Genomic DNA, 26507 nt, shown 5'->3' with positions numbered 1-26507 from the left:
AGAAATTCCCCTTGTGAAAAGAAGTTCTTGTTTTAAAGAAGAGTTTACTTTGTGAAAAGAAGTTCTTGTTTTAAAGAAGAGTTTACTTTGTGAAAAAAAGTCCCGTCTGAAAAAGAGTTCACCTTGTGAAAAAGAATTTCCCGCTAGAATAAATGACCAGCCTTCGTCACGACGAGAAGAACGCAAAGCGGCAGAAAGCCGTCTCTCCCAACTTTCCACTTCCCTCTAACCACTAATCACTAACCGTGGTTCGACAAGCTCACCAACCGGTCCCTGAGCCAGCCGAAGGGCGCTAATCACCAACTTCTTTTTCCGCGCGGATGACGCCGAATTTCCCTTGAAAATAAATGCAGTCCACGATTTGAAATCCACTCTCTTTCATCCAGTTGATTTCCTGCGGAACGGAACATTCCCTGTCGAGTTTTTTCCTTTCCATCCAGCGGCAAAATTCTTTTTCGGACAAGCCGGAAGCCCGGATTTGCTCCGTCCAATACTTATCCGTCTTTCTGTGGATTGCATCGTTTTCCGAAGAGAACTGGTCGTAATTTACAAAGACGCCTCCCGATGAAAGGGAGTCGAAAATCATTTTGAAAAGCGACTTTTTTTGGGCGTGTTCCAAATGGTGAATGGATAAAGCGGAAATGACCAAGTCGGGCGAACCCGATGGCAATTTTTCCGAGTAATCCGCAATTTCGTATTTCACATTCGGCATTCCGGCAAAACGTTTTTTCGCCACATCCATCATCTCTTCGGCAAGATCGACTAGGACATACGACGATGTGGGAAAATGCGGCATCCAAAAGGATGGTAAAATTCCCGTTCCGCTTCCCAAGTCAAAAATCAACGAAGGATTTTTCTCCAAGGATTTCGCCACGAAGTCGGTGGATGCGATGTAATAATCGTCAAAACACGGGATGAATTTTCTGCGGTTTTCGTCGTATTCTTTGGCGATTAGATTAAACTGTTCCCGAATGTTCATTTAAAACCCATACAATGGCATTTTGAATTCGTGTAAAATATATTCTTTGTTAATAGTGTCCGCTAAAAGTTAATCAATTTCGTAGAAAAGTTATAAAAAAAGACGGTTCCCGATAATCGAGAGCCGTCACTTTTGGTATCGTTTTAAATAACCACAAATAAAAGGAACCAAAAGCAGTATGAAAGATAGCAACTTTAGCGGACAGCCGGTATTTTCCCAGATAATGAAGCTTATTCCCAAGAACCTTGTCCTGTCCCTATCTAGACAGAACGGCGGGGAACGCTATGTCAAGAAGTTCGATGCGTACCAGCATTTGCTTGTGCTCTTGTTTTCCGTCATGGAGCAGTACAAGTCCATCAATCAAATCTTGCTGGGGCTCGAAGCGGAATCGAGACGGCTAGTCCACGCCGGACTTACGGAGATCCCCAAAAGAAGCACATTCGCTGACGCGAACGGACGGAGACCGGCCGCGATATTCGAACGGCTCTACCATGAGTTGCACAAGAAGTACGAGCACTGTTTAGCGGACAGCCGGGACTATTTTTGGTCCAAAAGGCTTTATGTCATGGACTCGACGACTGTCTCCCTCTTCACCGACGTGATGAAGGGTGCCGGCAGGAACCCGAAGCTGGGCAAGAAGAAGGGCGGAGTCAAGGCGCACACCGTGATGAAGGATTCGTCTGGAGCGCCGGAGTTCGTCATCGTGACCCCGGCAGCGAAACATGACAGCACTGAACTCAAGAAAGTCAAGCTTCCCTCGGAATCATTTCTTGCTATAGACAGGGCATACATCGACTACAAGTTGTTCGAGAGCTTCTCCAAAAAGAAAACGACCTACGTGACCAGGATGAAGAAGAACCTCAAGTACGACCATGTGTCGGACAACCCCGTTTCAGACAACATACTTCGGGACGAGAATGTCCAATTTCATTTTGTCTCCCGCAAGAAGGAGCGAGTTCACAGGGCCCGCATAGTCGAACATTATGTCGAGGAGACGGGAAAGACATGGCGGCTGCTTACGAACAACAATGAACTTCCTGCCAAGGAAATAGTCGAAATTTATCGAAGACGCTGGCAGATAGAAACCTTCTACCGCAGTCTCAAGCAGAATTTTCCGCTTCATTTCTTTTACGGAGACAGCGAGAATGCGATCCGGATACAGATCTGGATAGTAATGATAGCTAACCTGCTGACAGCCATTGTTCGTGCGCAGACAAAAAGGAAGCTGAGTTTCTCCAGCACGGTTCTGCTGATACGCCAGTGTGCAACCTACTACGTAGACCTGTACAAACTCCTGGAATCTCCAATAAAGGCTGTAAGGGATGCATACGTCGGTGGACTCGCTCCACCGCAATCACAGCAGTCATTCCTGTCCCAACTGAACTGAAGGGGGCTCGTATTTTGAAACAAGTCCCGTTTTCCTTGAAAACGGGACGTTTTGGGGATTATGAATTCATGAATTAAAGTTTAGCGGATAACAATAATTCTTTGTACATTACGCCGTCAATTCGCAGCCTGCATCGGTCGATGACAGAGTCCTTTTTTGCCGCTATACTTATCGCTTGGATACACAAAAACGCCCCGCAGATCGCGGGGCGTTCCTATACTCTTTAGAAAAGGCTATCCAATAAAGAACATTTCTCCGTAGCCAGGAATCGGCCACTGGGATTCGGGAACAATCCGTTCCAGAGCATCCACGTGCTTACGCACGTTCAGCATTCCTTCCAGTTCTTTCGCCGTATCTGCACTGTCGATAGCGGCTTCCAGCTTTTCGATTTCCGCCGTCAGAGCTTCTACTTCATCGGCGGCATTCTTTGCCAATTTGGAAACTCCCGAGTGCGCAAATGCCGAAAGAGAGGAAGCCGATTCCGCAAGTTCCACCGCGTAGGAGATGCTTTCCGGAAGGAACATCGTCTTCGCCATCTGACAAGCGCAATTCGCTTCGAGAGCGACAACGGCTTCGTATTTTTCCTTTTCTATGACGTAACGGCTTTCCAGTTCCACTTCGGAAAGAACGCCATAGTCCTTATACAGCTTGACCACCTTCGGATCGCGATACGCTTCAATCGCATCAAGCGTCGTCTTCAGGTTCGGAAGGCCTCGGCGGGCCGCTTCGGCTTTCCATTCTTCACTGTAACCGTTTCCGTCAAAGAGGACCCGCTTGTGTTCCTTGATTTCCTTTTGCAAGACGGATTGCAGGGCAGCATTAAATTCCGTACCCTTCGCCGTCAGGGATTCAATCTGGTTCATCACATCGTCCAAGGCCCAAGCGACAATCGCGTTCAATGCCGTATTCGCCGTGGAGCAGCTCTGTTCACTGCCAACGGCGCGGAATTCAAACTTGTTGCCGGTAAAAGCAAATGGACTTGTGCGGTTGCGATCGGTCGCGTCCTGCGGCAGTTTCGGGAGAGTGGAAACGCCGATTTCGATTTCCCCGCCCTTTTTAGAAGACGAAGGCGTACCTTTTTCCAGCTGGTTGATGATGTCGGTCAGCTGATCGCCGAGGAAGATGGAAATAATCGCCGGAGGCGCTTCGTTCGCGCCGAGACGGTGATCGTTGCCGGCACTTGCCACGCTGGCGCGGAGAAGCGGAGCGAAAGTATCGACGCCCTTGATAATCGAAACGAGAACCATAAGGAACTTCGCGTTTTCGTGCGGAGTCTTGCCCGGAGAAAGCCAGTTCTTGCCGTCGGGCCCCGTAATGGACCAGTTGTTGTGCTTGCCGGAACCATTCACTCCATCGAAAGGCTTTTCGTGAGTCAGGCAGACCATGCCATAGCGTTCCGCCACATTCTGCAGAACTTCCATCGTCAGCATATTGTGGTCCGAGGACAAATTCTGCTCTTCAAAAACCGGAGCCAATTCGAACTGCGCCGGGCTGACTTCATTGTGGCGAGTCTTGGCGGGAACGCCGAGCTTCCAGAGTTCGCGATCGACTTCCGCCATAAACGAAAGAACGCGATTCTTGATTTTGCCAAAATAATGGTCTTCCAACTGCTGGTGGCGAGCTGGGCGAACGCCAAAAAGCGTGCGACCGGTCTGAATCAAATCCGGACGCTTGCTGTAAACTTCGGCATCGACCAGAAAATATTCCTGTTCCGGTCCGAGAGTGGCGAAAGGACGTTCCGAGCCTTCAATGCCAAAAAGCTTCGCCACGCGATGAATCTGCTTGACCAGAGCCGTCTGCGAGCGAAGAAGGGGCGTCTTCTTGTCAAGCGCTTCGCCATGATAGCCATAAAAGACGGTGGGAATGCAGAGAACGGCAACGCCGTCATTGTTCTTCTTGATAAAAGCGGGAGACGTCGGATCCCAAGCCGTATAGCCGCGAGCTTCAAATGTGGCGCGAAGTCCTCCCGACGGGAAGCTGGACGCATCCGGTTCGCCCTGAGTCAATTCCTTGCCCGAAAAGGAAGCGACAACGCCACCCTCGCCATCGGGATTGAAAAAGGCATCGTGCTTTTCCGCAGTCGTGCCGGTCAGCGGCTGAAACCAATGCGTAAAATGCGTAGCACCATGATCCATCGCCCAGGTCTTCATGCCTGCCGCCACTTCATCCGCAATAGACGGATCGAGGGCGGAACCGTTCTTCATCGTGGCGAGAAGGCTTTCGTAGGTCTTGTGTGAAAGATACTTCCCCATCGTTTTCGCACTGAAGACGAGGCTGCCGAATTCATCTTGAATACTCACTGTGTACTCCTTATGGTTGTTTGCCCGTTCTTTTGCAAGAACCATGCCAATTCATCAAATAGGCAAAATTTCAAAAATTTCACAAAAACAAGCAAACAAACCACACTTTTTTGTCTTTTTTGTAGATAGAATATAGCAAATCTGTCGCATTCTTTTTAAAATTCTCCAAAATTCCCCAAGCTGGCTCGATAAACAAAGCTCCCGGTTTCTAAAAAATTGTCCAGGAGCTTTACAAAATTGCAACAAATCGTTTTCGCTCGCAAGTCTTCCTTGTCAAACGTCAATCTAAAGCGAAGTCGATTCTCGTTACAACACGGACTTTTTTTATCGTAGGAGTGTTGTCGTCCCTATCCTCTATGGAAAAAACGCCTTGAGACGCTTCTCGGATGTTGCCGATTTTGCTCTGCGAATCCTTGGCGAAATTCTCCGCCGCTTGGCGCGCGTTCCGGGTAGCCTCCCCTATCATTTCCGGCTTGATGTCATTTAAACCGGTAAATTCATAACGGGCAAATCCCGAATTGACAAGAATCTCTTTCCCTGCAAGGACGGCAACTTCCATTTGAAGGTTCCGCACCAGTTCCACTTTTGACGATGCGACGGTAATCGTCGAGGTCATGGTGTAGCGAAATTCGGGACGTTTGCTCTGATCCCGATAGCGGTCCGCATAGGCATCTTCAATGCTTTGGGCGTCAATCGTAATATCTTCCCGGGGAAGCCCCCTTTCCATAAAGAATTGGACGATGATGGAATCCTTTTCCCGTACTTTGTGGTAAAGAGGGACAATTTCGTTGCCCAGTTCCGAAAAACTGACCGACCAGAAGACCTTGTCGGCAGGAACTTCCCGCTCCGCCAAGCCGCGCACCGTCACGGAACGATCTTTATTTATCATTCGACAAAAACCGTTATAGGCAAGGATTCCCGAAAAAATCACCGCCACCGCAAGAATCAGGGTTTCTTTAATTCGACTCTGCATTTACTTCTCCTTTTTTGAGTTTTCACCATCGCACAAACAGGCAATCTCCGGAAGCGCACGATATTTTCCGGCGTAATCCAGACCGTATCCGACCACAAACCGGTTTTCGATGGTAAAACCGGCGTAGTCCACGGCGAAATCGACTTCTCGACGGCTGGGCTTGTCCAGCAGGGCGCACGTCCGCACCGAAGCCGCTCCGCGGCGGGAAATTTCTTCCGCCAAATTTTTCAGGGTATGTCCCGTGTCGAAAATATCATCGACCAGCAAAACGTTTTTGCCCGCAATGTCCAAGTCTTCCAATCCGTTTACCGAAAAAGAAGAGTGTTCCGTCCCATTGCCATAACTGCTCGCCCGCACAAACTGAATCCGCAAATCCGCAAGACGCATCGCCCGAGCCAGGTCTGCAACAAAAATAAAGGAACCAGTCAAAACGCCGACAAGCACTTCGACCTTTTCCTTTTCGGAAATTTCCTGCGCCAGTTCCGCGACTCGCGCCTGCAAAGCTTCGCAGGAAATCAAGGTTTTCAACCGCATCGCATTTCCATTATTTATACAGCAAATTCACGCCGCAGAAAATCGCGCGCATATTCGCCTTGAGAGTATCGCTAGAAACACCGCGGCCTTCCACCTCCCTGTCTCCGGCTTTCAGCACAATACGGCTGAGCCCGCGACCCGCCCAGAGTTTATCCTGTTCGGGAACGACCAACTGGCGATATTTGACAAGTTCCACCGGCATTCCGATTTCCCGCATGAGCATCATGGCCGCCTCAATGGGACCTTCCGCCATCACGGACTTGACCAGCGATTCGCCATCTTTTTTGAAATGGAAAATAAAGCGGTTTTCGTCCGGAATCACTTCGATGTTGTTGAAAATCAGACGACCGTTCACATTCACCATCCGTTCGCGGAAAATATCCAGAACGCGATCCGCCGGAAGTTCGCCTTCCTTTTCGCTGACGACCTTCAAGACAGGCTGTAAAGCCGCCGCCTCGGCAAGAGACAGTTTATAACCGAATTTAGTGATAATTTCGTACACGGCAGTCCGACCGCTCTGACTGGTAAAGCTCAACGAATCGTTCTGCGTTCTGCCGATCATGGAATAATCAATAGGACGGTAGGCACCCTTCTTCATTCCTTTCGTCTTGCTCGCGCCGTCCTGATGAATGCCGCTGCGGTGAACAATCGCTTCCGCACCAATCAAAGGCGCCCGACTGTAGATGCTGATTCCGGACCACTGCGAAATGAGAATCGCCGTTTCATAAATCCGTTCGAGATGAATGTCCACGGGAGTTCCCGAATTGGCCAAAGCGACCACCACTTCGTAAAAATTGGTGTTGCCGCAGCGTTCGCCCAGTCCATTCAACGCGACTTCCAGCTGGGTCGCTCCCGCATAGAAGCTTTCTACAGTCGCCGCCGTCGCCATGCCCAAATCATTATGGCAATGTACGGAAATCGTCACGTCTTTCGGCAAGGCTTCGCAGACTTGCTTGACCTGATTGACATACAGGAACGGACGGTAGCGTTCCACCGTATTGGGCAAATTGATGGTCGTCGCCCCGGCTTCCACGACGGCTTTCAATTCGTCAATCACAAAATCCATATTTTCGAGACAATCCCCAAAATGCTCCACGCTGAATTCGACATCGCCCTTATCGCCCACCAGAGACTTGGCGAGTTTCACGCAAGAGACCGCGCGCTCTTTCACCTGTTCCGGGGTCATGTGCAGCACATATTCCATCGAAAGCGGGCTTCCCGCCAAAAAGGTGTGGATTCTGGGATGCGGAGCGTATTGGATGGCTTCCCAGCACCGCTGAATATCGCTGGGGATGCAACGTGCCAAGCCGGAAACCACAATTTTCTGCGCCTCTTCATTCCCTTCTTTCGCCATTTGCGCTGTCAGCATCGCAAGTTCCTTGCACGATTCAAAGTCCATTTCGGAAGATGCCGGAAATCCGACTTCGGCACCTTGGACGCCGAGTTTCAAAAGCTGCAAATACACGTCCTTTTTCTGGGCGTTGTTCCAGGGATTCGGAAGGGCCTGGTTGCCATCGCGCAGAGTCACGTCATAAATAAAAGGTTTTCTTTGATTTTGTTTCGATTCCATTTTGTTCTCCTTGCCCTTCGCATTGACGAAAGCATGGCGTATTTTTATTCAAAAATAACAAAGCCCGCGTCAATGAGAAGCGGGCTGTCGTATAAACAGATATGTAAAAAGCTCGCTTCAGTTAGAGCGTCCCAATAGAAGGCTAGAAAGTTGAAGTCGAGTGCTTTTACAATTTTGCATACCGCTAATATATAAAAATTCATCCATAATGGCAACACTTTTTTTATAATTGTGTTCTCGGGGAGCTGGAACCATCCGGCTGAGAGGAAGGTAGCATCCTTCGACCCAAACACCTGATCTGGATAATGCCAGCGTAGGAGACATCATGATCGGAAAAGTAAACGACGATTTTTTCACCCAATCCATTCTTTCCAAAACCGGCGCCAAAAACGCCAAAGTGCTCATCGGCCCCGCCATGGGCGTGGACTCGGCAATCCTTAAAGTGCCAAACGGCTATATGGCGATAGCGGAAGACCCTATTTTCCCGTCGCTCCGAATGACGCCCAAGGATTTCGCCTACGTCACGGTCCACATCGGGGCAAGCGACGTCGCCGTCATGGGAATCAAGCCGCAACTGATGACGTATTCCCTACTTCTGCCGCCGGATACGGAACAAAAGTACATCGCCGAATTGATTTCGGAAATCAGCGCGGAAGCCACCCGACTGGGCATTTCCATTGTGGGCGGACACACGGGATATTACGGAGCGGTAACGTGCCCCACCATCGGCGGAATCACCGTCTGGGGAACCGGTAAAAAATTCGTCTCGCCGCGCGGTGCCAAAAAAGGCGACGACTTGATTATCACTAAAGGAATCGCCATCGAAGCCGCCGCCCTGCTCGGTTTTGAACTCGGCGAAGCGCTTCGGGGAAAACTTGCCGAGCGCGAAATCCGGAAAGCCGCCAAGCGCATTCGTGAAATTTCCGTTGTCAAAGACGCGGAGATTTCCTCGAAATTCAAAGGCGTCCACGCCATGCACGATGCGACGGAAGGCGGAGTCAAGCGCGGAATCTGGGAAGTCGCCGAAGCCAGCGGACTCGGAGTCGTCATCGATGCGGACAATTACAAAATCCCGGCGGACATTCAAAAAATCTGCGCCATATTCGGCCTGAATCCTTGGGAAATCATCAGCGAAGGCACCCTGGTCATCGCCGCAGATCCCAAAGAGACGGCAAAATTGCAAAGGGCTCTCGCCAAAGAAGGCATCCCCAGTGCCCGCATCGGTAAATTCACCGCCAAAAAATGCGGAAGAAAATTCATTTGGAACGGCAAATCCGAAGACTTCGCTCCCCCATCCAAAGATTTTTTCTGGGACGTTTTTTTCCACGCCAATGAAATTCTTTCCCAAGGCGACCTTCGGAACGGACTTTCCGAAAACGACAGGCTGTGCAGAAACTTGAACGCCACCGTCGAATCTTTAAAAGCGGCGAACATCTACAAAATGCTTCCCGAAATCGGAACCAATATCGGCTATACCGTCCACGGAAATACCAACGAAGACGTCTGCGCGATTCCCGGTCGCCTTTTCCGGGTGGACAACGAAACCTGTTCCGTGCGCGAAGCCAAAATGGGAATCAGCCAATATATGGCGGGCACGCTTCTTGCCATTCGGAAAAAATTTCCCCAGGCCCAGTGCGTCGCCAACTTCCGCAGCAACGAAAAAATTCTGGCCGCCGTCAAAAACAGCAAATTCCACACCGTCGCCATGCCCACTCCAAAGAATTACTGGCAACGCGGAAACGACTACGACCGCGATCTAGAAAGCGTTCTGAACCAGACCGACAAAATGCCGGACGTCATCACCATTCCCGACCGGATCAATCTGGAAAAATTGATTCTTGTGGTCGGCTCCTCCTTGGAAGACTTTGAAAAGAAAGTTCTGCAAATCCACAATCGCATTTAAACGGAGACGCTAAAATGAAAAAATCCAACTATCTAAAATTATATCTGGTGACCGATTCCGGGCTGGCACTCGGCAGATCCGTCGAAAGCGTCGTCCATGAAGCGGTGCGCGGAGGCGTAACCGTAGTCCAACTGCGAGAAAAAGAAGCGTCCTCTCGGGATTTTTACAACACGGCGCTTCGGGTCAAGGAAATTCTGCGAGGCACGGGCATTCCCCTCATCATCAATGACAGGCTGGATATCCTCTTGGCGGTCGATGCCGACGGCCTGCATATCGGGCAAAGCGACCTCCCTTACGAAGTCGCCCGTAGAATTCTGGGTCCGGATAAAATTATCGGACTTTCCTGCGACAACGACGAACAGCTTTTGAAAGCCAACCAATACGAAGACCTTGACTATGTGGCAGTGCAGGCCTACGGAACCCAGACAAAAGCCGAAGCCGACCACCCGCTCGGTCCCGAAGGCGTTCTCCGTTCCAAACAGCTGACCCGGCATCCCCTGGTAGCCATCGGAGGCATCCACTTGGAAAACGCCGCAGCCATCAGCGCAGCCTATGCCGACGGTATCGCCGTCGTTTCCGAAATCATGAGCGCGGCCGATCCACAGAAAGCGGCAGCGAATTTGCTCCAAGAATTCGAAAAAGGACGAAAATAAAAAAACGCTTTCCAACTTCCTTCACCGCTCAACCGTTTCAAAATGAAACGTTCGTTGAAACAAATCGCCTTTTTACTTTCATTTTGCGCCGTTTTTAATGGAAAATCAAATTGGCACGATTCTTGCATACTTCCGAGCGGTTGAAAATTCAACAACGAGGTAACAACTTTATGATTAAGCCACTTGCAGACAGAGTTCTCATTGAACCGGCCCCGGCCGAAGAAAAGACCGTCAGCGGTCTCTATATTCCGGACAACGCCAAAGAAAAGCCCATGCAGGGCAAGGTGATTGCGGTTGGCCCCGGCAAAAAGGACGAAAACGGAAAATCCATTCCGATGGAAATCAAGGTCGGCGACCAAGTTCTTTACGGCAAATACAGCGGAACGGAAGTTTCCGTCGAAGGCAAGGATTATCTGATTGTCCGTGAAAGCGATGTATTCGCGATTCTTTAACAGGTAACAAGTTTATTTAGGAGAAGACAAAATGGCAAAGCAACTGAAATTTGATGTCGCAGCCCGCGAAAGTTTGATGAAAGGCGTTGACCAGCTCGCCAATGCGGTCAAGGTCACTCTCGGTCCCAAAGGACGCAACGTGATGATTGGCAAATCCTACGGCGCACCGACCGTCACTAAGGACGGCGTTTCTGTCGCCAAGGAAGTCGAACTTTCCGACACATACGAAAATCTCGGAGCCCAGATGGCGAAAGAAGTCGCGAGCAAGACCAGCGACACCGCCGGCGACGGTACGACAACCGCAACGGTTCTCGCCCAGGCAATTACCCGCGAAGGGCTTAAGAATGTTGCCGCCGGCGCCAATCCAATGGACATCAAGCGCGGCATGGATGCGGCCGTAGCCGCCGTCATCGAAAAACTCGACAAGATGGCCGTCAAAATCAACGGCAAGGAACACATCGCTCAAGTAGCGACCATTTCGGCAAATAACGATTCCGAAATCGGAGACTTGCTCGCCGACGCCATGGAAAAAGTCGGCAAAGACGGCGTGATTACTTTGGAAGAATCCAAGACAGCCGAAACGACCCTCGAAGTCGTCGAAGGAATGCAGTTTGACCGCGGCTACCTCTCCCCGTATTTTGCGACCAACACGGATACGATGGAAGTCAATCTGGAAAACCCGTTCATCCTTCTTTATGACAAGAAAATTTCTTCGATGAAGGACCTTCTCCCGATTCTGGAACAGGTCGCCAAGCAGGGCAAATCCCTTTTGATCGTCGCCGAAGATGTCGATGGCGAAGCTCTCGCCACTCTCGTCGTGAACAAGATTCGCGGAACGCTGAAAGTCGCCGCCGTTAAGGCTCCGGGCTTTGGCGATCGCCGCAAGTCCATGCTTCAGGATATCGCGATTCTCACCGGCGGTGCCCTCGTTTCCGAAGAAACCGGCGCCAAGCTGGAAGACGCCCCGATTTCCGTTCTCGGTCGCGCCAAGTCCGTAACGATTACCAAGGACAATACGACCATCGTCGAAGGCGCAGGCGATGCCGCCAATATCAAGGCGCGCGTAAACCAGATTAAGAAGCAGATCGAGACGACCACAAGCGATTACGACAGAGAAAAACTGCAAGAACGCTTGGCAAAACTGGCTGGCGGCGTAGCCGTCATCAAGGTCGGCGCTGCTACCGAAGTCGAAATGAAAGAAAAGAAAGACCGTGTCGATGACGCCATGCACGCGACCCGTGCCGCTGTGGAAGAAGGCATTGTTCCGGGCGGTGGCGTGGCTCTCATCCGTGCGGCCAATGCTATTGACGCACTCAAGTTCGACAATGCGGACGAACAGACCGGTGCGAAGATCATCCGTCGGGCGATTGAAGAACCGCTCCGCCAGATTGTCAAGAACGCAGGTCTCGAAGATTCCGTGATTGTGAACAAGGTGAAGGAAGGCAAGGATGGCTTTGGCTATAACGCCAAGACCGACGCTTACGAAGACCTGATTCAGGCCGGCGTCATCGATCCGACAAAGGTGACGAAGACCGCACTCAAGAATGCAGCTTCCATCGCTTCGATGCTTCTTTCTACCGACTGTGTCATCGCCGAAAAGAAAGAAGACAAACCGGCTCCGATGCCGCAGGGCATGGGTGGCGGAATGGGCGGCATGATGTAATCCTTACGGATTCTGTCCGATTCTAGACAAGGCGTCGCTCAAGCGACGCCTTGTCGTTTTTAAATGTTTCAAAATAGAACGAATTTTTCGGGAAACGACGTTTTTTCAGCACAAATAGCATTGGCATACATTTTGCTTTTACTTATACGCATTCATACAAAACGCACCATTAAAAAGGCAAATCATGTCCGAAGAAAACAAAACACAAGACCCTCAAAACGACGACATCATGAAAGAGGCTGAAGAAATTCTTTCTTCCGAACCCCAAGACGAAGTTTCCCAAACGACGCCCGAACCATCTGCAGCGGAATCCACAGCAGAAACTTCTCCAGAACAACCTGCGGAAGAAAAGGCTCCCGAATCTCAAGCGGAAGCCGAAATCGAAAGCCTAAAATCCCAGCTGAACGAAAGTAAAGATCGTTATGTGCGTTTAATGGCGGAATTTGACAATTATCGCCGCCGGACGGCCAAAGAACAGCTCGACATCATTGAAACAGCAAATGCCAAGCTCCTTGAAAAGCTCTCCGAAGTCCTCGACAATTTCGAACGGGCGTCCCATCCGGATAACAACAAGCAGAAAGACTACGATTCCTTTGCCAAAGGAATCCAGATGATTCACGACCAGTTTGCAAAAATCCTTTCCGATGCAGGACTAGAACAGCTTGATCCTGTTGGAGAGCCTTTTGACCCGAACATTCATGAAGCCCTGATGAACCAGCCGTCCGATACCGTGCCCGAATCCCATGTCGTGCAGGTTTTTCAAAAAGGCTACCGGCTGAAAAACAAGCTGCTCAAAACAGCCAAAGTCATCGTTTCTTCCGGCCCTGTTTCAAAATGAAACATTTTCAAACGAGTATGGCGAAAATGAATGAATTTCAACACTTTGAAAAAATGGCACAATTTTTGCTTTAATAGGCGCAGAAAATTAAAGGAGTATCTACAATGAGTAAGATTATCGGTATTGACCTCGGAACGACCAACAGCTGCGTTTCTGTCATGGAAGGCGGCAAGCCGGTCGTCATCGCCAATGCGGAAGGATTCCGCACCACCCCGTCCATTGTCGCTTTCGGCAAAAACGGCGAGCATCTGGTTGGCCACGTGGCAAAACGCCAAGCTATCACCAATCCGGAAAACACAGTCTATTCCATCAAACGCTTTATGGGTCGCCATGCAGGCGAATGCAGCGAAGCCGAAAAACACATGCCCTACAAACTCGTCGGTTCGGGCAACGATCTGGTTCGAGTGAAAATCGGCGACAAGGAATTCGCTCCGCCAGAAATTTCCGCGATGGTTCTTCAGGCGATGAAGAAAACCGCCGAAGACTACTTGGGACAGCCGGTAACGCAGGCGGTTATCACGGTTCCCGCCTACTTTAGCGATTCGCAGCGCCAAGCGACGAAAGATGCCGGAAAAATTGCCGGCCTAGACGTTCTCCGTATTGTGAACGAACCGACAGCTGCCGCGCTCGCCTATGGACTGGATTCTAAAAAGAGCGAAAAGGTCGCCGTGTATGACTTGGGCGGCGGAACTTTCGATATTTCCATCTTGGAAATCGACGACGGGATGTTCAGCGTGAAAGCGACAAACGGCGACACGATGCTCGGCGGCGACAACTTTGACGAAGTGATTATCGACTGGATCAACGAAGAGTTCAAAAAGGAAAATCCTGGCATTGATCTGAAGAGAGACAAGATGGCTCTGCAACGTTTGAAAGACGCCGCGGAAAAAGCCAAGATCGACCTGTCCGCAACGACTTCGACCAATATCAACTTGCCGTTTATCACTGCGGACGCAACCGGCCCGAAGCACTTGGACTTGACCCTTACCCGCGCCAAATTCGACCAGATTACGGCTGACCTTGTAGAACGCACCATCGGTCCCTGCCGGAAATGCCTTGAAGATTCCGGTCTCAAGCTCTCCGACATCGACGAAGTGATTCTGGTCGGCGGATCGACGCGTATTCCGGCTGTGCAGGCCAAAGTCAAGGAATTCTTTGGCAAGGATCCGAACAAGACCGTAAACCCGGACGAAGTCGTCGCCATCGGCGCAGCCGTTCAGGGAGCCGTCCTTTCGGGCGATTCTTCGGTCAAAGACGTTTTGCTCCTTGACGTCACCCCGCTTTCCCTGGGTATTGAAACCCTCGGCGGCGTGATGACCAAACTCATCGAACGCAACACCACGATTCCGACCAAAAAGAGCCAGGTTTTTTCGACGGCAGAAGACAACCAGTCCGCTGTAACCATTCACGTGCTTCAAGGCGAACGTACCTATGCCCGCGACAACCGCACCCTCGGACACTTCGACTTGACAGGCATCAGCCCCAAGCCGCGTGGAGTGCCCCAAATCGAAGTCACATTCGATATCGATGCGAACGGCATTGTCCACGTTTCTGCAAAGGATAAGGAAACCGGAAAGGAACAATCCATCAAGATTACCTCTTCCAGCGGACTTTCCGAAGAAGATATTGAACGCATGAAGAAAGACGCCGAAGCCAATGCCGAAAAGGACAAGGCCGACCGCGAAAAAGAAGACGCCAAGAACAAGGCCGAACAGATCGTCTATCAGGCGGAAAAACAGCTCAAGGAAGTCGGCGATAAAATTCCTGCCGACACCAAGAGCCAGCTTGAAGCCGCGATTCAAGAAATCAAGGACAAAAAGGACAACGGTTCCAAGGCCGAAATCGATGCCGCAGTCGAAAAGCTGCAAAACATGCTCGGTTCCATGGCGGGAGCAGCACAAGGAACTCCGAATGCGGGAGCCAGTGCCTCTTCCGCTCCGAACAGCGGCGCTCAGGCGGGTAAAAAAGACGACGGTCCTATTGACGCCGACTACACCGTTGTCGATGACGACAAGAAGAACTAATGTTTTTCATGACGTAAAAAACTAGAGGATTTTTCCTTCTTCGGGAGGGAAAATCCTTTTTTACTCATTTCCATTTGTTTATATCACATTATTAATGTGATTTTCAAAATATTCATATTCCAAAGGCAAAAAAGAAGAGAGTTCCAATATGGCCGAGAAACGAGATTACTACGAAGTCCTAGGCGTTGCTAAGAACGCCAGTGCTGACGAAATCAAGCACGCATACAAAAAACTCGCCATCAAATACCATCCGGACAAAAATCCGGGAGATAAAGAAGCGGAAGAAAAATTCAAAGAGGCTGCCGAAGCCTACGAAGTTCTTTCCGATTCAAAAAAACGCGCCCAATACGATCAGTTCGGACACGCCATGCCAGGTGCCGGCGGCGCTGGAGGATTCGGCGGTTTCGGCGGTTTTGAAGACATCTTCAGTCAGTTCGGCGATATTTTTGGTGGCGGATTCGGCGGATTCCGTTCCTCTCGAAGCGGCGGCAGGCAAGGTCCTCCACGCGGTCAGGATTTGCAAATCAAAATTGCGCTCTCTTACAAAGAAATTCTTTCCGGAGCCACTAAAAAGGTTCGCCTAAAAAGATACGCCCCTTGTACGGAATGCGCGGGGAAAGGTGGAGAAGGGGTAAAAACCTGCCCCACCTGTCATGGTACAGGTACTATTCGCCATGTCACACGCTCCTTTTTCCAGATGGTAAGCGAAACGACCTGTTCCGATTGCGGCGGCACCGGTGAAGTCATCGCCAAACCTTGCGCGCATTGCCACGGAGAAGGGCGTATTCTCGAAGAAGAGACCATTTCGATTAAAATTCCTCTAGGCATTTCCGAAGGGCAGTATCTGAAACTTCGCGGCGAAGGACACTGCGGTCCGCGCGGTGGAGCTTCGGGGGATTTGCTCGTCATCATTGCAGAAAAAACAGACGATTTTTACACCCGCGAAGGGGACGATCTGCATTGCTCTATAGACATTCCCGTCTATAAGCTTGCGCTAGGTGGGACCCAACGGATTCCGACCCTAGACGGCAGCGAGGTTTCCATCAAAATCGCCGCCGGAACTCAGCCCGGAGCCATTTTCCGCCTGAAAGGGCAAGGACTTCCTCAATTAAATGGAGGCAGCAACAGTCGCGGCAATCTTTTTGTCGAGGCAAAAGCATTTATTCCAACAGACCTTTCGTCGAAAGAAAAAGATCTTTACAAGCAGCTTTCTGAAATCCGCAAGGACAAGGACACCGCCAAAGACGATTCCCTGCTCGAAAAGGTGAAAGGACTCTTCTCGTAATATTTTTCCTTTCTTTCAGCCGCTTCAATTGGCTTTTTTTTTGACGAAAGAACAGTGAAGGCGTTATGAAAGTTAAAATTTTACCTCAACCCGATGATGTTACGTGCGGACCGACTAGTCTGCATGCCATTTATCATCATTTTGGTTACAATATTCCCCTCCCCAAACTGATTTCCGAAATCGAAATGCTGGAAGGCGGCGGAACCCTCGGCGTATTTTTGGGCTTGGACGCCTTGCGTCGCGGTTTCAACGCGACCATCCATTCGGTGAATTTGCAGATTTTCGATCCGACCTGGGTAGATTTGTCCATGGACGAACTGCATCAGAAATTGGAATTGGAATTTGCCGCCAAAAAAAAGAACAAACTGCGAATCGCCATCAAAGCCTACTTGCGCTTTATCGAGGCGGGCGGCATCGTTTCCCTTAAAGATTTGAAGCCCGGGCTTCTGGACCGCTATTTCAAAAAAGACATTCCGGTCATCGCCGGCGTTTCGACGACATTCCTCTACCAGAGTAAGCGCGAATACACGAATGCGGAAAACATGTCCGTTTTCGACGATATTCACGGAGAGCCGATGGGCCACTTCATCGTCATCTACGGGGAAAACGAAGAGAAAAAATTCCTTGTCGCCGATCCCGACCACACGAATCCCATAGCCCACAACAATTATTACGCCGTAGAACGCAATCGCCTTGTGCACAGCATTCTTTTAGGCATTCTCACTTACGACAGTTTAATCCTAGCCATCCAACCCAAGAAGATATGAAAAAAATTATCGTCGTCAATAATCCGAAAAACTGGAAGTTACACGTTCCCGAAGTGGAAATCGTTTCCGCCAAGGATTACTTGACAAATACCAACTACACGAAAATGCGCAACCTGCGCGTGTTCAACCTTTGCAAAGACTACAGCTACCAGAGCAAGGGCTACTACGTTTCTCTTTTGGCGGAAGCCCGCGGGCACAAAGTGATTCCCAATGTAAAAAGCATTCGGGATTTTCGGGCTCCGGCGGTCGTCAAAAATATCACCGATGAAATCGACGACCTGATTCAAAAAAGCTTGAAGAAACTTTCCGGCACAGAATTCTCACTCTCCATCTATTTTGGCCAAAATGTCAGCCCGCAGTACCTGGAACTTTCGCAGGAACTATATCGATTGTTCCAGGCTCCCCTGCTGCGCGCCCACTTCGTCTTTAAACAAAAATGGTTCATCCAGAGCATTCGCCCGATTTGCGTAAACGAAATTCCTGATTCCCACTTGGCTATGGTGGACCAGTTTGCCAAAGAATATTTTGACAAAAGCCGCTTTGGAGCCGCGCACACGGATGAATATCTGTATGACCTGGCCATTCTGGTGAACCCCGAAGAAGAGGAACCGCCGTCCAATCCCAAAGCGATTCAAAAGTTCATCAATGCGGCCGAAAAAACGGGATTCCGAGTGGAGCTCATCACCAAAAAAGACTACCACCGCGTGGGGGAATTCGATGCGCTGTTCATTCGGGAAACGACAAATGTCAATCACCACACTTACGCTTTTGCCAGACGCGCGCAATCCGAAGGCATCGCCGTGATTGACGACCCGGACAGCATTCTTCGCTGCTCCAACAAAGTCTATTTGCAAGAACTGATGACCGTCGGAAAAATCCCTGCGCCGCATACCCTTATCGCCCACTCCGAAAATCGCAAGGAGCTTTCCAAGGAAATCGGCTTCCCCATGATTTTAAAAGCGCCGGACTCCAGTTTCTCCATGGGAGTCGTCAAGGTGAAAGACGAAAAAGAATTGCAGGAACAGCTGGATAAAATGTTCGAAGGCAGCGATTTGATTATCGCCCAGGAATTTACGCCCACGGATTTCGACTGGCGAATCGGCATTTTGGATGGACGTCCTTTTTACGCTTGCCGCTATTATATGGCCAAAAACCATTGGCAAATCTACAACTGGAATTCGCAGAACAAAGACGACGTGTGCGGGCTTTACGACTGCGTCCCCTTGGACGAAGTGCCTCACGGCATCATCAAAGCGGCATTGCGAGTTGCCGCGCTTATCGGGAACGGGCTTTACGGCGTGGACCTGAAAGAAGTGAACGGTAAGCCTATGGTTATCGAGGTCAATGACAACCCGAGCATCGACGACGGCGTCGAAGACCAGCTCGGCGGCGAAAAGCTTTACCTGACCGTGATGCACTCTCTTCGTCGCCGCATCGAAGAACGGCTGAATCTGGCACAGCAACGACTGCTGCAACACCACGGTATCGATTCCTACATTCTGTAAGGAGGCTTTATGAGCAATTCCCCTTGGCATATTTTCGAACGGTTCGGCTTGGAACTGGAATACATGATCGTTTCCCGAGAAACGCAAAAAGTCATGCCCCGTGCGGACGCCGTTCTAGGCAAAGATGAAAAAGGCGAAAATCTTTCCGACGTAGAACACGGAGAGGTCGGGCTTTCCAACGAACTCGTTTCCCACGTTCTGGAAATGAAATGCGCGGAACCCGCCAGCTGCTTTTCGGGCTGGAGCGAATGCTTCCATCATGAAATTCTCGAAGCGAACAAAAAGCTTGAATCCATCGGGGCCGAATTGCTTCCGACGGCAGCGCACCCTTTTATGGATCCCTTGACCGAGACCCAAATCTGGCCGTATGAATGCAACGATATTTACGAAGCATACAATCGGATTTTCGACTGCCGGGGACATGGCTGGGCGAATTTGCAATCCACGCATCTGAATATTTCATTTCACGGCGACGAGGAATTCGGCATTCTTCACGCAGGCATCCGCCTTTTACTGCCTTTGATTCCTGCCATTGCCGCATCCAGCCCCTATCTGGACTCCCACTTCACGGGTTACAAGGATGCGCGCATTGAAACCTACCGGCACAACCAGGAAAAAATTCCGAGCATCACAGGCAAAGTCATCCCGGAAGCCGTATTCACCGAAGCGGACTACAATCGGCAAATCTTTGAAAGGATAAAAAAGGACATCGCACCGTTCGACAAAGAAAAATTGCTGAATCATTTCTTTTTGAACAGTCGCGGAGCCATCGCTCGCTTTGACAGAGGTGCCATTGAAATTCGCCTGGTCGATATTCAGGAATGCCCCGCCGCGGACGTCGCCATTGCGGAATTTGAAATGGCGATTCTTAAATCGCTTGCCAAGGGCGTTTTTGCAAGTCAAATGGAACAGCGCGAAATCGGCACGGATGAATTAGCCAAAATCTTGGAAGCGACAGTTCGCGAAGCCGAGGACGCCAACATCGACAATGCACGCTATCTGCGCCTCTTTGGAGTACAAGCCGAATCCATCCGGGCATCGGCATTGCTAGCTGAACTCTTTGAAAAAGTGCAATCCGAAATTTCTGCGGACTCGCAAAAAATTTTGCGCAAAATTTTAAACCGTGGCACCCTTGCCAGCACCATCTTGCGCAAACTCGGCGATTCGCCGCGCCACGAGGATTTTGTAACGGAATACGCCAGACTCGCCCACTGCCTTTCGGCAAATACACTTTATGAATAGGCTCCTGTTCCTGAGTTGCGAGCACGCATCCCGAGCGATTCCCCGCAACTTGTCTTTTTATTTTCAAAATCCCGAAGCGCAAAGACTTTTGCCGACGCATCGCGGTTACGACATCGGAGCGGCGGAAGTTTTTCGGAGACTCGCCCAAATACTCCAGCCGACATACGCCACCGAAGGAAGCTATTCCCGACTAGCCATCGATCTAAATCGCAACAGCAATAAAAATCATCGCTACTCCGCATTCACCTCTTCGATTTCGCCTGAAGCCAAAAATTTTCTGGAAAACTATTTCGACAATTATCGAAACGCTTTCTGGGAAGCCGCTTCCCGCGAATTGCAAAAACAAAACGACACCCAGATTCTCCATCTTTCCATCCACAGCTTTACGCCCGTTTTGAATGGAGTAGAACGCAATGCGGATTTCGGGCTGCTTTATGACCCGTCCAGAAAAACGGAATCCGCATTCGCCGCCAGCATGAAAAATCATCTGCGGGAAAATCGCGCCGAATGGCGCATCCGATTCAACTATCCCTATCTCGGAAAAACGGACGGCCACACAACCGCCCTGCGGAAGTGCTTGCCTCCCGAAAAATACATCGGCATCGAATTGGAAATGAACCAAGCGCTTTTTCAACGTTTTGATTCCAGAGAAATCGCCGTCTTTTTAGCAGCCGCAATCCAAAAAAGCTATTTTTAAGTTCTATGAATTTTCAGAAATTTTCCGCCACCATTTTCCCGCTGCTCCTTGCACTTTTGCTGTTTGGCTGCGCCGCTTCCCAAAAAATGCAGGCTGCCAATATTTTGCGACAGTGCAAAGTGGAAATCATCGGCGCTTCGCTGGACTCCATCAACTTGGATTTGGAAAAAATTATCGGCAAAGACGAGAAGCCCCTCGGCGGCATCCTCCCCAATCCCAAACAGATTCTTCTGATTCAAAACATCGCCAAAGGAAACATCCCCGACAGTCTGGGCACTCTCCATTTTGCATTCAGAGCCAACGTGAAAAATCCCACGAGCGACACGATATGGCTGCGTGCAGCCCAGGGCTCCGCACAATTGGACTCTCTAGTAACCCTGCCTTTAAATTATGCGGATTCCGCCATCGCCTTGTCGCCGGGAGATTCCGAAATCCAAATGCACTCCCGCTTGCCCATCGACAAGAACATTTTGAAGATTTTCACCGCCGATACTTTGAAAATCCAAGGCGAACTGACCTTTGCGCTATCTCCCGACGGCGACCCGATTTCTTTTTCCATCCATCAAAGGAAAATCATCCAGCCGGAAGAACGAACCGAAATCATCGATCGGGTTAGAACCCAAATTCTTTCCACCCTGACCGATTCTTGGGCTTCCGCATTTCGCCCGTAATTTTCTACTTTTCTTTCGTGATCAAAATATTTCGACACATTCCATGGATTCTGCTGTTCGCTGTTTCGGCGTCCGCACTGGATCGCATTTGGGATACCCGCTACACATTCGGTCCGGAATTCATGACCCAGGATCGCATTTCCTTGGGTGCTGGATTTTACACCAATTATCAAGAAGACGGCTATCTGCCGCTCAATGCGCAGCTCGCCATCAACGATTACATAGAGATTGGCGGCAAGTTGCTGTTTGACACCGAAGACGACTTTGAATCCGTCCAGACTTATTTGGACGTGGGGGCCAAATACCGCATTTTCGAATATTCAACCATCGAAATGGATTTTCTGATTGGCATCGGTAACAGCCGCGGTCCCGGACTCGCTTTTTCCTACGCCAAATTGCAACCGCTATCCCGCATTTTTTCAACGCTTTACGAAGTCCGCTTGGGCTTTTTTGACCGTATCGTCAGCGACGACGGCATCGCCGAATTCGCCTTTGGTGCAACACCCCAGTTCAAATTTACCGAAGCGGTTCTTGCCATGATGGGAATCGAAACTTCGGGAAGCCTGGGAAATATGAAAGACGATTTTATGGTGGATATCGTCCCTAGAATCCAGCTGGGAATACTTCCCAATATGCACGTCATGCTGGAAATGGCCATCGGGATCTTGCAGGAAAAGAACAACGACCAAATCCGTTTGGGCGCTTACAGCGTTCTCGGATTTTAAAGCACAAAAAATCCGACCCGGAAAACTCCGAATCGGAAATGCATTTTCCCCTCTATCCTATAATTTGGAATTCACCATCGCTGAAATCCATCGTACAGGGCTTTTCCGGTTGCACGTCACCGGCGAGAATCGCGTGGGAAAGTTTCCGTTCCACTTCCCTGTCCAAAAATCTCTGGATGGGACGCGCTCCAAATTCCGGGCTATACGACTTGTCGGCAATTTCCTGCAACGCGGCATCTGTCGCCGACACGATATAGCCTTCGCGAGCGGCCCGTTCGGCAAGATTCTTGAACTTGAGAGCGACAATCCGGCGAATTTCCTCTTTGCTCAGCGCCTTGAAAAGCAGAACTTCATCCAGACGGTTCAAAAATTCCGGGCGGAAGAATCCCTTCAGGCGAGGCATTACGTCGTCCATGGAGACCTCTCCGCTCTTGCCGAACAAGTCGGAACCCAGATTGGAAGTCATCAGGATTATCGTATTTTTGAAATTCACCGTGCGGCCTTTGCCGTCCGTCAAGCGACCATCATCTAGCACCTGCAACAAAGCGTTGAATACATCCGGATGCGCCTTTTCCACTTCGTCGAGAAGCACCACGGAATACGGCTTCGTGCGAACCGCTTCGGTAAGCTGCCCACCTTCTTCGTAGCCGACATATCCCGGAGGCGCGCCTATCAAACGGGAAACGGAATGTTTCTCCATGTATTCACTCATGTCAATGCGGATAACGGCGCTTTCGCTGTCAAAAAGTTCTTCGGCAAGAGCTTTCGCCAGTTCTGTTTTACCGACGCCCGTAGGTCCCAGAAAGAGGAAGCTGCCCACCGGTGCATTCTCTCGAGAAAGTCCGCTACGGTTCCGCAAGATTGCTTCGGACACCGCAGACACTGCAGAATCCTGCCCGATGACTCGTTCATGCAGGCGTTCTTCCAAGTGGAGGAGCTTTGCCCTTTCCGTTTCGCGCAGACGCGTCACAGGGATTCCCGTCCAACGGCTAACCACCTGCGAAACCGTTTCTTCCGTCACTTCCTGCGTCAATTCACCATTTTCGGAATCCTGACGTGCCAACTTTTCCAATTCGCCGACGCGCTTTTCCAAATTCACAATCGTATTGTATTTGAGTTCCGCAGCACGCGCCAGATCGTAGCGGGATTCCGCCTGTTCCATTTCTTCGCGCGCCTTGTGCAACGCTTCTTTGGCATCTTTCAGTTCGTTGAACTTGGAGCGGCGTTCCTGCCATCTCGCCTGCATCGCCGAAACTGCGGCTGAGGTCGTTTTCAATTCCTCCCTCAACTCGGCCAGACGCTTTTTGCTTTTTTCGTCGCTTTCCTTGGCCAGAGCCTGTTCTTCGATTTTCAGCTGCAATTCCTTGCGTTGCAGATTGTCCAAATCTTCCGGCACCGTATCCAGCTGCGTTTTCAGCATACTCGCGGCTTCGTCTATCAAGTCGATGGCCTTGTCCGGCAAAAATCGGTCGGCAATATAGCGTCCCGAAAGTTTTACCGCAGCAACCAAAGCGTCGTCATGGATTCGCACGCCGTGATGCGATTCAAAGCTTTCCTTGACACCGCGCAAAATCGAAATCGCTTCATCCTGAGTCGGCTCGAAAACGGACACCGGCTGGAAACGCCGTTCCAGAGCTGCATCCTTTTCAATGTAACGCCGATATTCCTGCGTCGTCGTCGCTCCAATGCAATGCAGTTCCCCACGAGCCAATTTGGGCTTGAGCATATTTCCCAAATCCATGCTGCCCTCGGTTTTTCCCGCCCCCACAATCGTGTGCAATTCGTCGATAAAGAGCAGCGTATTGCCATCTTCGTCCAAGGCGTTCAACACGCTTTTCAGGCGTTCTTCAAAATCGCCACGGTATTTGGCGCCAGCCATCAACGCAGACAAGTCCAAAGAAAAGAGCTTTTTGCCCTTGAGCGCATCGGGAACGTCGCCCTTGTGGATACGCATCGCCAATCCTTCGACAATCGCCGTTTTGCCGACGCCAGGTTCTCCGACAAGCACCGGATTATTTTTCGTCTTTCGAGAAAGAATCAAAATGACCCGACGGATTTCTTCTTCACGGCCAATCACCGGATCGAGCTTGCCCTCTTCGGCGAGGGCGACCAGCTCCCTGCCGTACAATTTGAGCGGCGATTCCTCTTCGGCGACGGCGGCGGCACTCATCGGATCCGAAAGCCAGGTTTCCACCACTTCCGCACTGCCCAGCGCATCTTCAAAAATTTTCACCATGCGGCGATCTTGCGCAAAACGCATCAAGGCGATCAGCATATCGCTGGGGCTTGCGGGCTGCGAGTTCTTGCGACCTTCCTGAATGGCGGCACGAAGCACCCGGGAAAGATCGGCATCCGGCGTTCCCGCATCCGGATTGACTTCCACCAATTTCGGGACGGCATCCAAAAAAGAAGCGAGCTTTCCCCGCATTTCCTTGGTGTCCGCTTTTTTCGCTCGAAAAAGATTTTTCAGCCGGGCATCGGGGGACTCCAAAAGGCCGAACGCCAAATGGACCGTTCCCAAATACGAATGCGATTTCTTGTCCATCAGTTCCTGCGCTTTCGCCAGAATCTTTTTCGCATCGCTTGTAAATTCTTCCATATAAACCTCCCGGATCCTTGCGGATCCATTCTATTTTCTGCCGCCATTATGCAAAAGCCGTGCCACTTTGAAATCCGCACGAAAATGCGAAAATCCGGAGTCCGACGATTACAACGTTTCATTCTGAAACATTTCTTTTCTTCTCTTGCGACTTTCATCGAAACGCAAGCACTTTTTATGGCAAAAAGACATTGCAGCCAGAGGAAATTTTCTAAATTGAAGCCGTCTAACTAACGGCGGATAAAAACGCCACAACTAAAACGAGGTAAAACAATGGCTGTTTCTTACAAGGAACTTGGTCTTGTCAATACGAAGGAAATGTTTGCGAAAGCCGTCAAGGGCGGCTACGCCATTCCGGCATTCAACTTCAACACGATGGAACAGATGCAGGCTATCGTTCAGGCCGCAGTCGAAACGAAGTCTCCCGTGATTATGCAGGTTTCCAAAGGCGCACGCAACTACGCCAACGGCACCATTCTCCGCTATATGGCTCAGGGTGCTGTCGAATACGCCAAGGAACTGGGCTGCGCCAATCCGCAAATCGTTCTTCACCTCGACCACGGTGATTCTTTCGAACTCTGCAAGGACTGCATCGACAACGGTTTCTCCTCTGTCATGATCGACGGTTCCGCTCTTCCGTACGAAGAAAACATCGCCCTCACCAAGAAGGTTGTGGAATACGCTCACGCTCATGACGTAACCGTCGAAGCGGAACTCGGTGTTCTCGCCGGTGTGGAAGACGAAGTCGCTTCCGAAGTTTCCCACTACACCAAGCCCGAAGAAGTGATTGACTTTGCAACCCGTACAGGCTGCGACTCTCTCGCTATCTCTATCGGAACTTCTCACGGTGCTTACAAGTTCAAGCCGGAACAGTGCACCCGCAACGCTCAGGGTAAGCTGGTTCCGCCACCTCTGGCTTTCGACGTGCTCCACGCTATTGAAAAGAAGCTTCCGGGCTTCCCGATCGTTCTCCACGGTTCTTCTTCCGTTCCGCAGGACGAAGTGGACACCATCAACGCTCACGGCGGTAAGCTCCCCGATGCCGTCGGCATTCCCGAAGAACAGCTCCGCGAAGCTTCCAAGTCCGCTGTTTGCAAAATCAACATCGACTCGGACAGCCGCCTTGCCATGACCGCCGCCATCCGCAAGTACTTCGACGAACATCCGGAACACTTCGATCCGCGTCAGTACCTGAAGCCGGCTCGCGAAAACATGAAGAAGATGTACATGCACAAGATTGTGGATGTGCTCGGTTCGAACAACCAGCTCTAATCTTCGCTCTTTAAAGAAAAGACCTGCCTTAGACAAGGTGGGTCTTTTTTTAAGGGAATATGGAGTTGGTGAGCCTGTCGAAGGGCACTCGCCGCTAGCCGCTAATCACTAATGGATCGAAAGCACACCAAGCAAATCGAGTGAAATTTTAGGGAATTATATACGATCTTCCACCAAATACTCTCAATTAAAAATTTTTTCAAAGTGTGAACATCTTTTTCGCAAAGTGGAACTCTTTTTTTTCAATACAGGAATTTCTTTTTCACAAGGAAAATTTCTTCTCGCAGACTGCGAGGTGCTCGCCTACGCCCATGAGCCTTGGAAGCTCCGCTTCCTTTAGGCGAATTGTGCAAAGCCCCATGAGCCTTGGAAGCTCCGCTTCCTTTAGGCGAATTGTCCCTTCCAGGGATACTTCAACTACGGAATCGAAGATTCCTAGTTTCAGGGATGCAAAGCCCCATGAGTCTT

The 26507-nt window shown here is 50.3% G+C and carries 21 protein-coding genes and 1 riboswitch; of the genes, 15 read left to right on the top strand and 6 right to left on the bottom strand.

Translation table 11 applies throughout. The annotated features are described in order from the left end of the window. Positions 1-292 precede the first annotated feature (292 nt). Positions 293-979 (bottom strand): trans-aconitate 2-methyltransferase, encoded by a 687-nt coding sequence (locus BGX14_RS00215; RefSeq protein ID WP_073303382.1) that lies wholly within the window; start codon positions 977-979, stop codon positions 293-295. Positions 980-1157: 178 nt separating this feature from the next. Here BGX14_RS00215 and BGX14_RS00210 point away from each other — a divergent pair, with 178 nt between their 5' ends. Further along, on the top strand, positions 1158-2366 hold the full coding sequence (locus BGX14_RS00210) for an IS4 family transposase (protein WP_095878730.1): 1209 nt from the start codon (positions 1158-1160) through the stop codon (positions 2364-2366). 233 nt (positions 2367-2599) lie between these two features. On the opposite strand, the gene BGX14_RS00205 is transcribed toward BGX14_RS00210, so the two are convergent. The 4 genes from BGX14_RS00205 to leuA2 form a co-directional block, all read right to left on the bottom strand. Then, a complete protein-coding gene (locus tag BGX14_RS00205) occupies positions 2600-4711 on the bottom strand; it encodes a glutamine synthetase III (protein WP_073303384.1) in 2112 nt (703 codons plus the stop codon). Positions 4712-4946: 235 nt separating this feature from the next. After that, a complete protein-coding gene (locus BGX14_RS00200; RefSeq protein ID WP_095878729.1) occupies positions 4947-5639 on the bottom strand; it encodes an SIMPL domain-containing protein in 693 nt (230 codons plus the stop codon). Beyond that, positions 5640-6173, bottom strand: coding sequence for a hypoxanthine phosphoribosyltransferase (gene hpt / locus BGX14_RS00195; RefSeq protein WP_073303388.1), 534 nt, complete (start codon positions 6171-6173; stop codon positions 5640-5642). Positions 6174-6183: 10 nt separating this feature from the next. After that, positions 6184-7743, bottom strand: coding sequence for a 2-isopropylmalate synthase LeuA2 (gene leuA2, locus BGX14_RS00190; RefSeq protein ID WP_073303390.1), 1560 nt, complete (start codon positions 7741-7743; stop codon positions 6184-6186). 228 nt (positions 7744-7971) lie between these two features. After that, positions 7972-8080: riboswitch (TPP riboswitch) on the top strand. Here leuA2 and BGX14_RS00185 point away from each other — a divergent pair. From BGX14_RS00185 to BGX14_RS00125, 13 genes are all read left to right on the top strand, one after another. Beyond that, positions 8069-9646 carry a thiamine-phosphate synthase family protein gene (locus tag BGX14_RS00185; RefSeq protein WP_095879743.1) on the top strand — a complete coding sequence of 526 codons (1578 nt, stop codon included), beginning with the start codon at positions 8069-8071 and terminating at the stop codon, positions 9644-9646. (Overlaps the previous riboswitch by 12 nt.) A 14-nt stretch (positions 9647-9660) precedes the next feature. Beyond that, a complete protein-coding gene (thiE, locus tag BGX14_RS00180) occupies positions 9661-10299 on the top strand; it encodes a thiamine phosphate synthase (protein WP_073303392.1) in 639 nt (212 codons plus the stop codon). A 170-nt stretch (positions 10300-10469) separates the two neighbouring features. Beyond that, positions 10470-10751 (top strand): co-chaperone GroES, encoded by a 282-nt coding sequence (gene groES / locus BGX14_RS00175; RefSeq protein ID WP_073303394.1) that lies wholly within the window; start codon positions 10470-10472, stop codon positions 10749-10751. Between the two features lie 31 nt (positions 10752-10782). Beyond that, positions 10783-12414 (top strand): chaperonin GroEL, encoded by a 1632-nt coding sequence (gene groL, locus BGX14_RS00170; RefSeq protein ID WP_073303396.1) that lies wholly within the window; start codon positions 10783-10785, stop codon positions 12412-12414. 184 nt (positions 12415-12598) lie between these two features. Next, positions 12599-13252, top strand: coding sequence for a nucleotide exchange factor GrpE (gene grpE, locus BGX14_RS00165; protein WP_073303398.1), 654 nt, complete (start codon positions 12599-12601; stop codon positions 13250-13252). A 104-nt stretch (positions 13253-13356) separates the two neighbouring features. After that, a complete protein-coding gene (gene dnaK / locus BGX14_RS00160; protein WP_073303400.1) occupies positions 13357-15276 on the top strand; it encodes a molecular chaperone DnaK in 1920 nt (639 codons plus the stop codon). Positions 15277-15424: 148 nt separating this feature from the next. Next, on the top strand, positions 15425-16561 hold the full coding sequence (dnaJ, locus tag BGX14_RS00155; protein WP_073303402.1) for a molecular chaperone DnaJ: 1137 nt from the start codon (positions 15425-15427) through the stop codon (positions 16559-16561). Between the two features lie 65 nt (positions 16562-16626). Next, positions 16627-17328: a peptidase-C39 like family protein gene (locus BGX14_RS00150; RefSeq protein ID WP_073303404.1), complete on the top strand. Its 702-nt coding sequence runs from the start codon at positions 16627-16629 to the stop codon at positions 17326-17328. Then, a complete protein-coding gene (locus BGX14_RS00145; RefSeq protein ID WP_095878728.1) occupies positions 17325-18833 on the top strand; it encodes a RimK family protein in 1509 nt (502 codons plus the stop codon). Before BGX14_RS00150 ends, BGX14_RS00145 begins: the two co-directional genes overlap by 4 nt. Before the next feature lie 9 nt (positions 18834-18842). Further along, positions 18843-20075 (top strand): glutamate-cysteine ligase family protein, encoded by a 1233-nt coding sequence (locus BGX14_RS00140; RefSeq protein ID WP_095878727.1) that lies wholly within the window; start codon positions 18843-18845, stop codon positions 20073-20075. Then, positions 20068-20772, top strand: a complete 705-nt coding sequence (locus BGX14_RS00135; protein WP_073303409.1) for an N-formylglutamate amidohydrolase — start codon at positions 20068-20070, stop codon at positions 20770-20772. Before BGX14_RS00140 ends, BGX14_RS00135 begins: the two co-directional genes overlap by 8 nt. Positions 20773-20777: 5 nt before the next feature. Continuing rightward, a complete protein-coding gene (locus BGX14_RS00130) occupies positions 20778-21443 on the top strand; it encodes a hypothetical protein (protein ID WP_073303411.1) in 666 nt (221 codons plus the stop codon). A 17-nt stretch (positions 21444-21460) separates the two neighbouring features. Then, positions 21461-22168 (top strand): hypothetical protein, encoded by a 708-nt coding sequence (locus BGX14_RS00125; protein WP_143394064.1) that lies wholly within the window; start codon positions 21461-21463, stop codon positions 22166-22168. A 52-nt stretch (positions 22169-22220) separates the two neighbouring features. On the opposite strand, the gene BGX14_RS00120 is transcribed toward BGX14_RS00125, so the two are convergent. Beyond that, positions 22221-24767: an ATP-dependent Clp protease ATP-binding subunit gene (locus BGX14_RS00120; protein ID WP_095878725.1), complete on the bottom strand. Its 2547-nt coding sequence runs from the start codon at positions 24765-24767 to the stop codon at positions 22221-22223. Between the two features lie 273 nt (positions 24768-25040). Here BGX14_RS00120 and BGX14_RS00110 point away from each other — a divergent pair, with 273 nt between their 5' ends. Next, entirely contained in the window at positions 25041-26039 is a 999-nt protein-coding gene (locus BGX14_RS00110; protein WP_073303418.1) for a class II fructose-bisphosphate aldolase, read from the top strand. Positions 26040-26507: the final 468 nt, after the last annotated feature.

Origin of the sequence: Fibrobacter sp. UWS1, from assembly GCF_002300445.1 — a bacterium.
GTDB classification, from domain to species: Bacteria; Fibrobacterota; Fibrobacteria; order Fibrobacterales; family Fibrobacteraceae; genus Hallerella; species Hallerella intestinalis.
The sequence above is the reverse complement of the archived record's forward strand: the minus strand, read 5'-3'. Positions and strand labels throughout refer to the sequence as shown.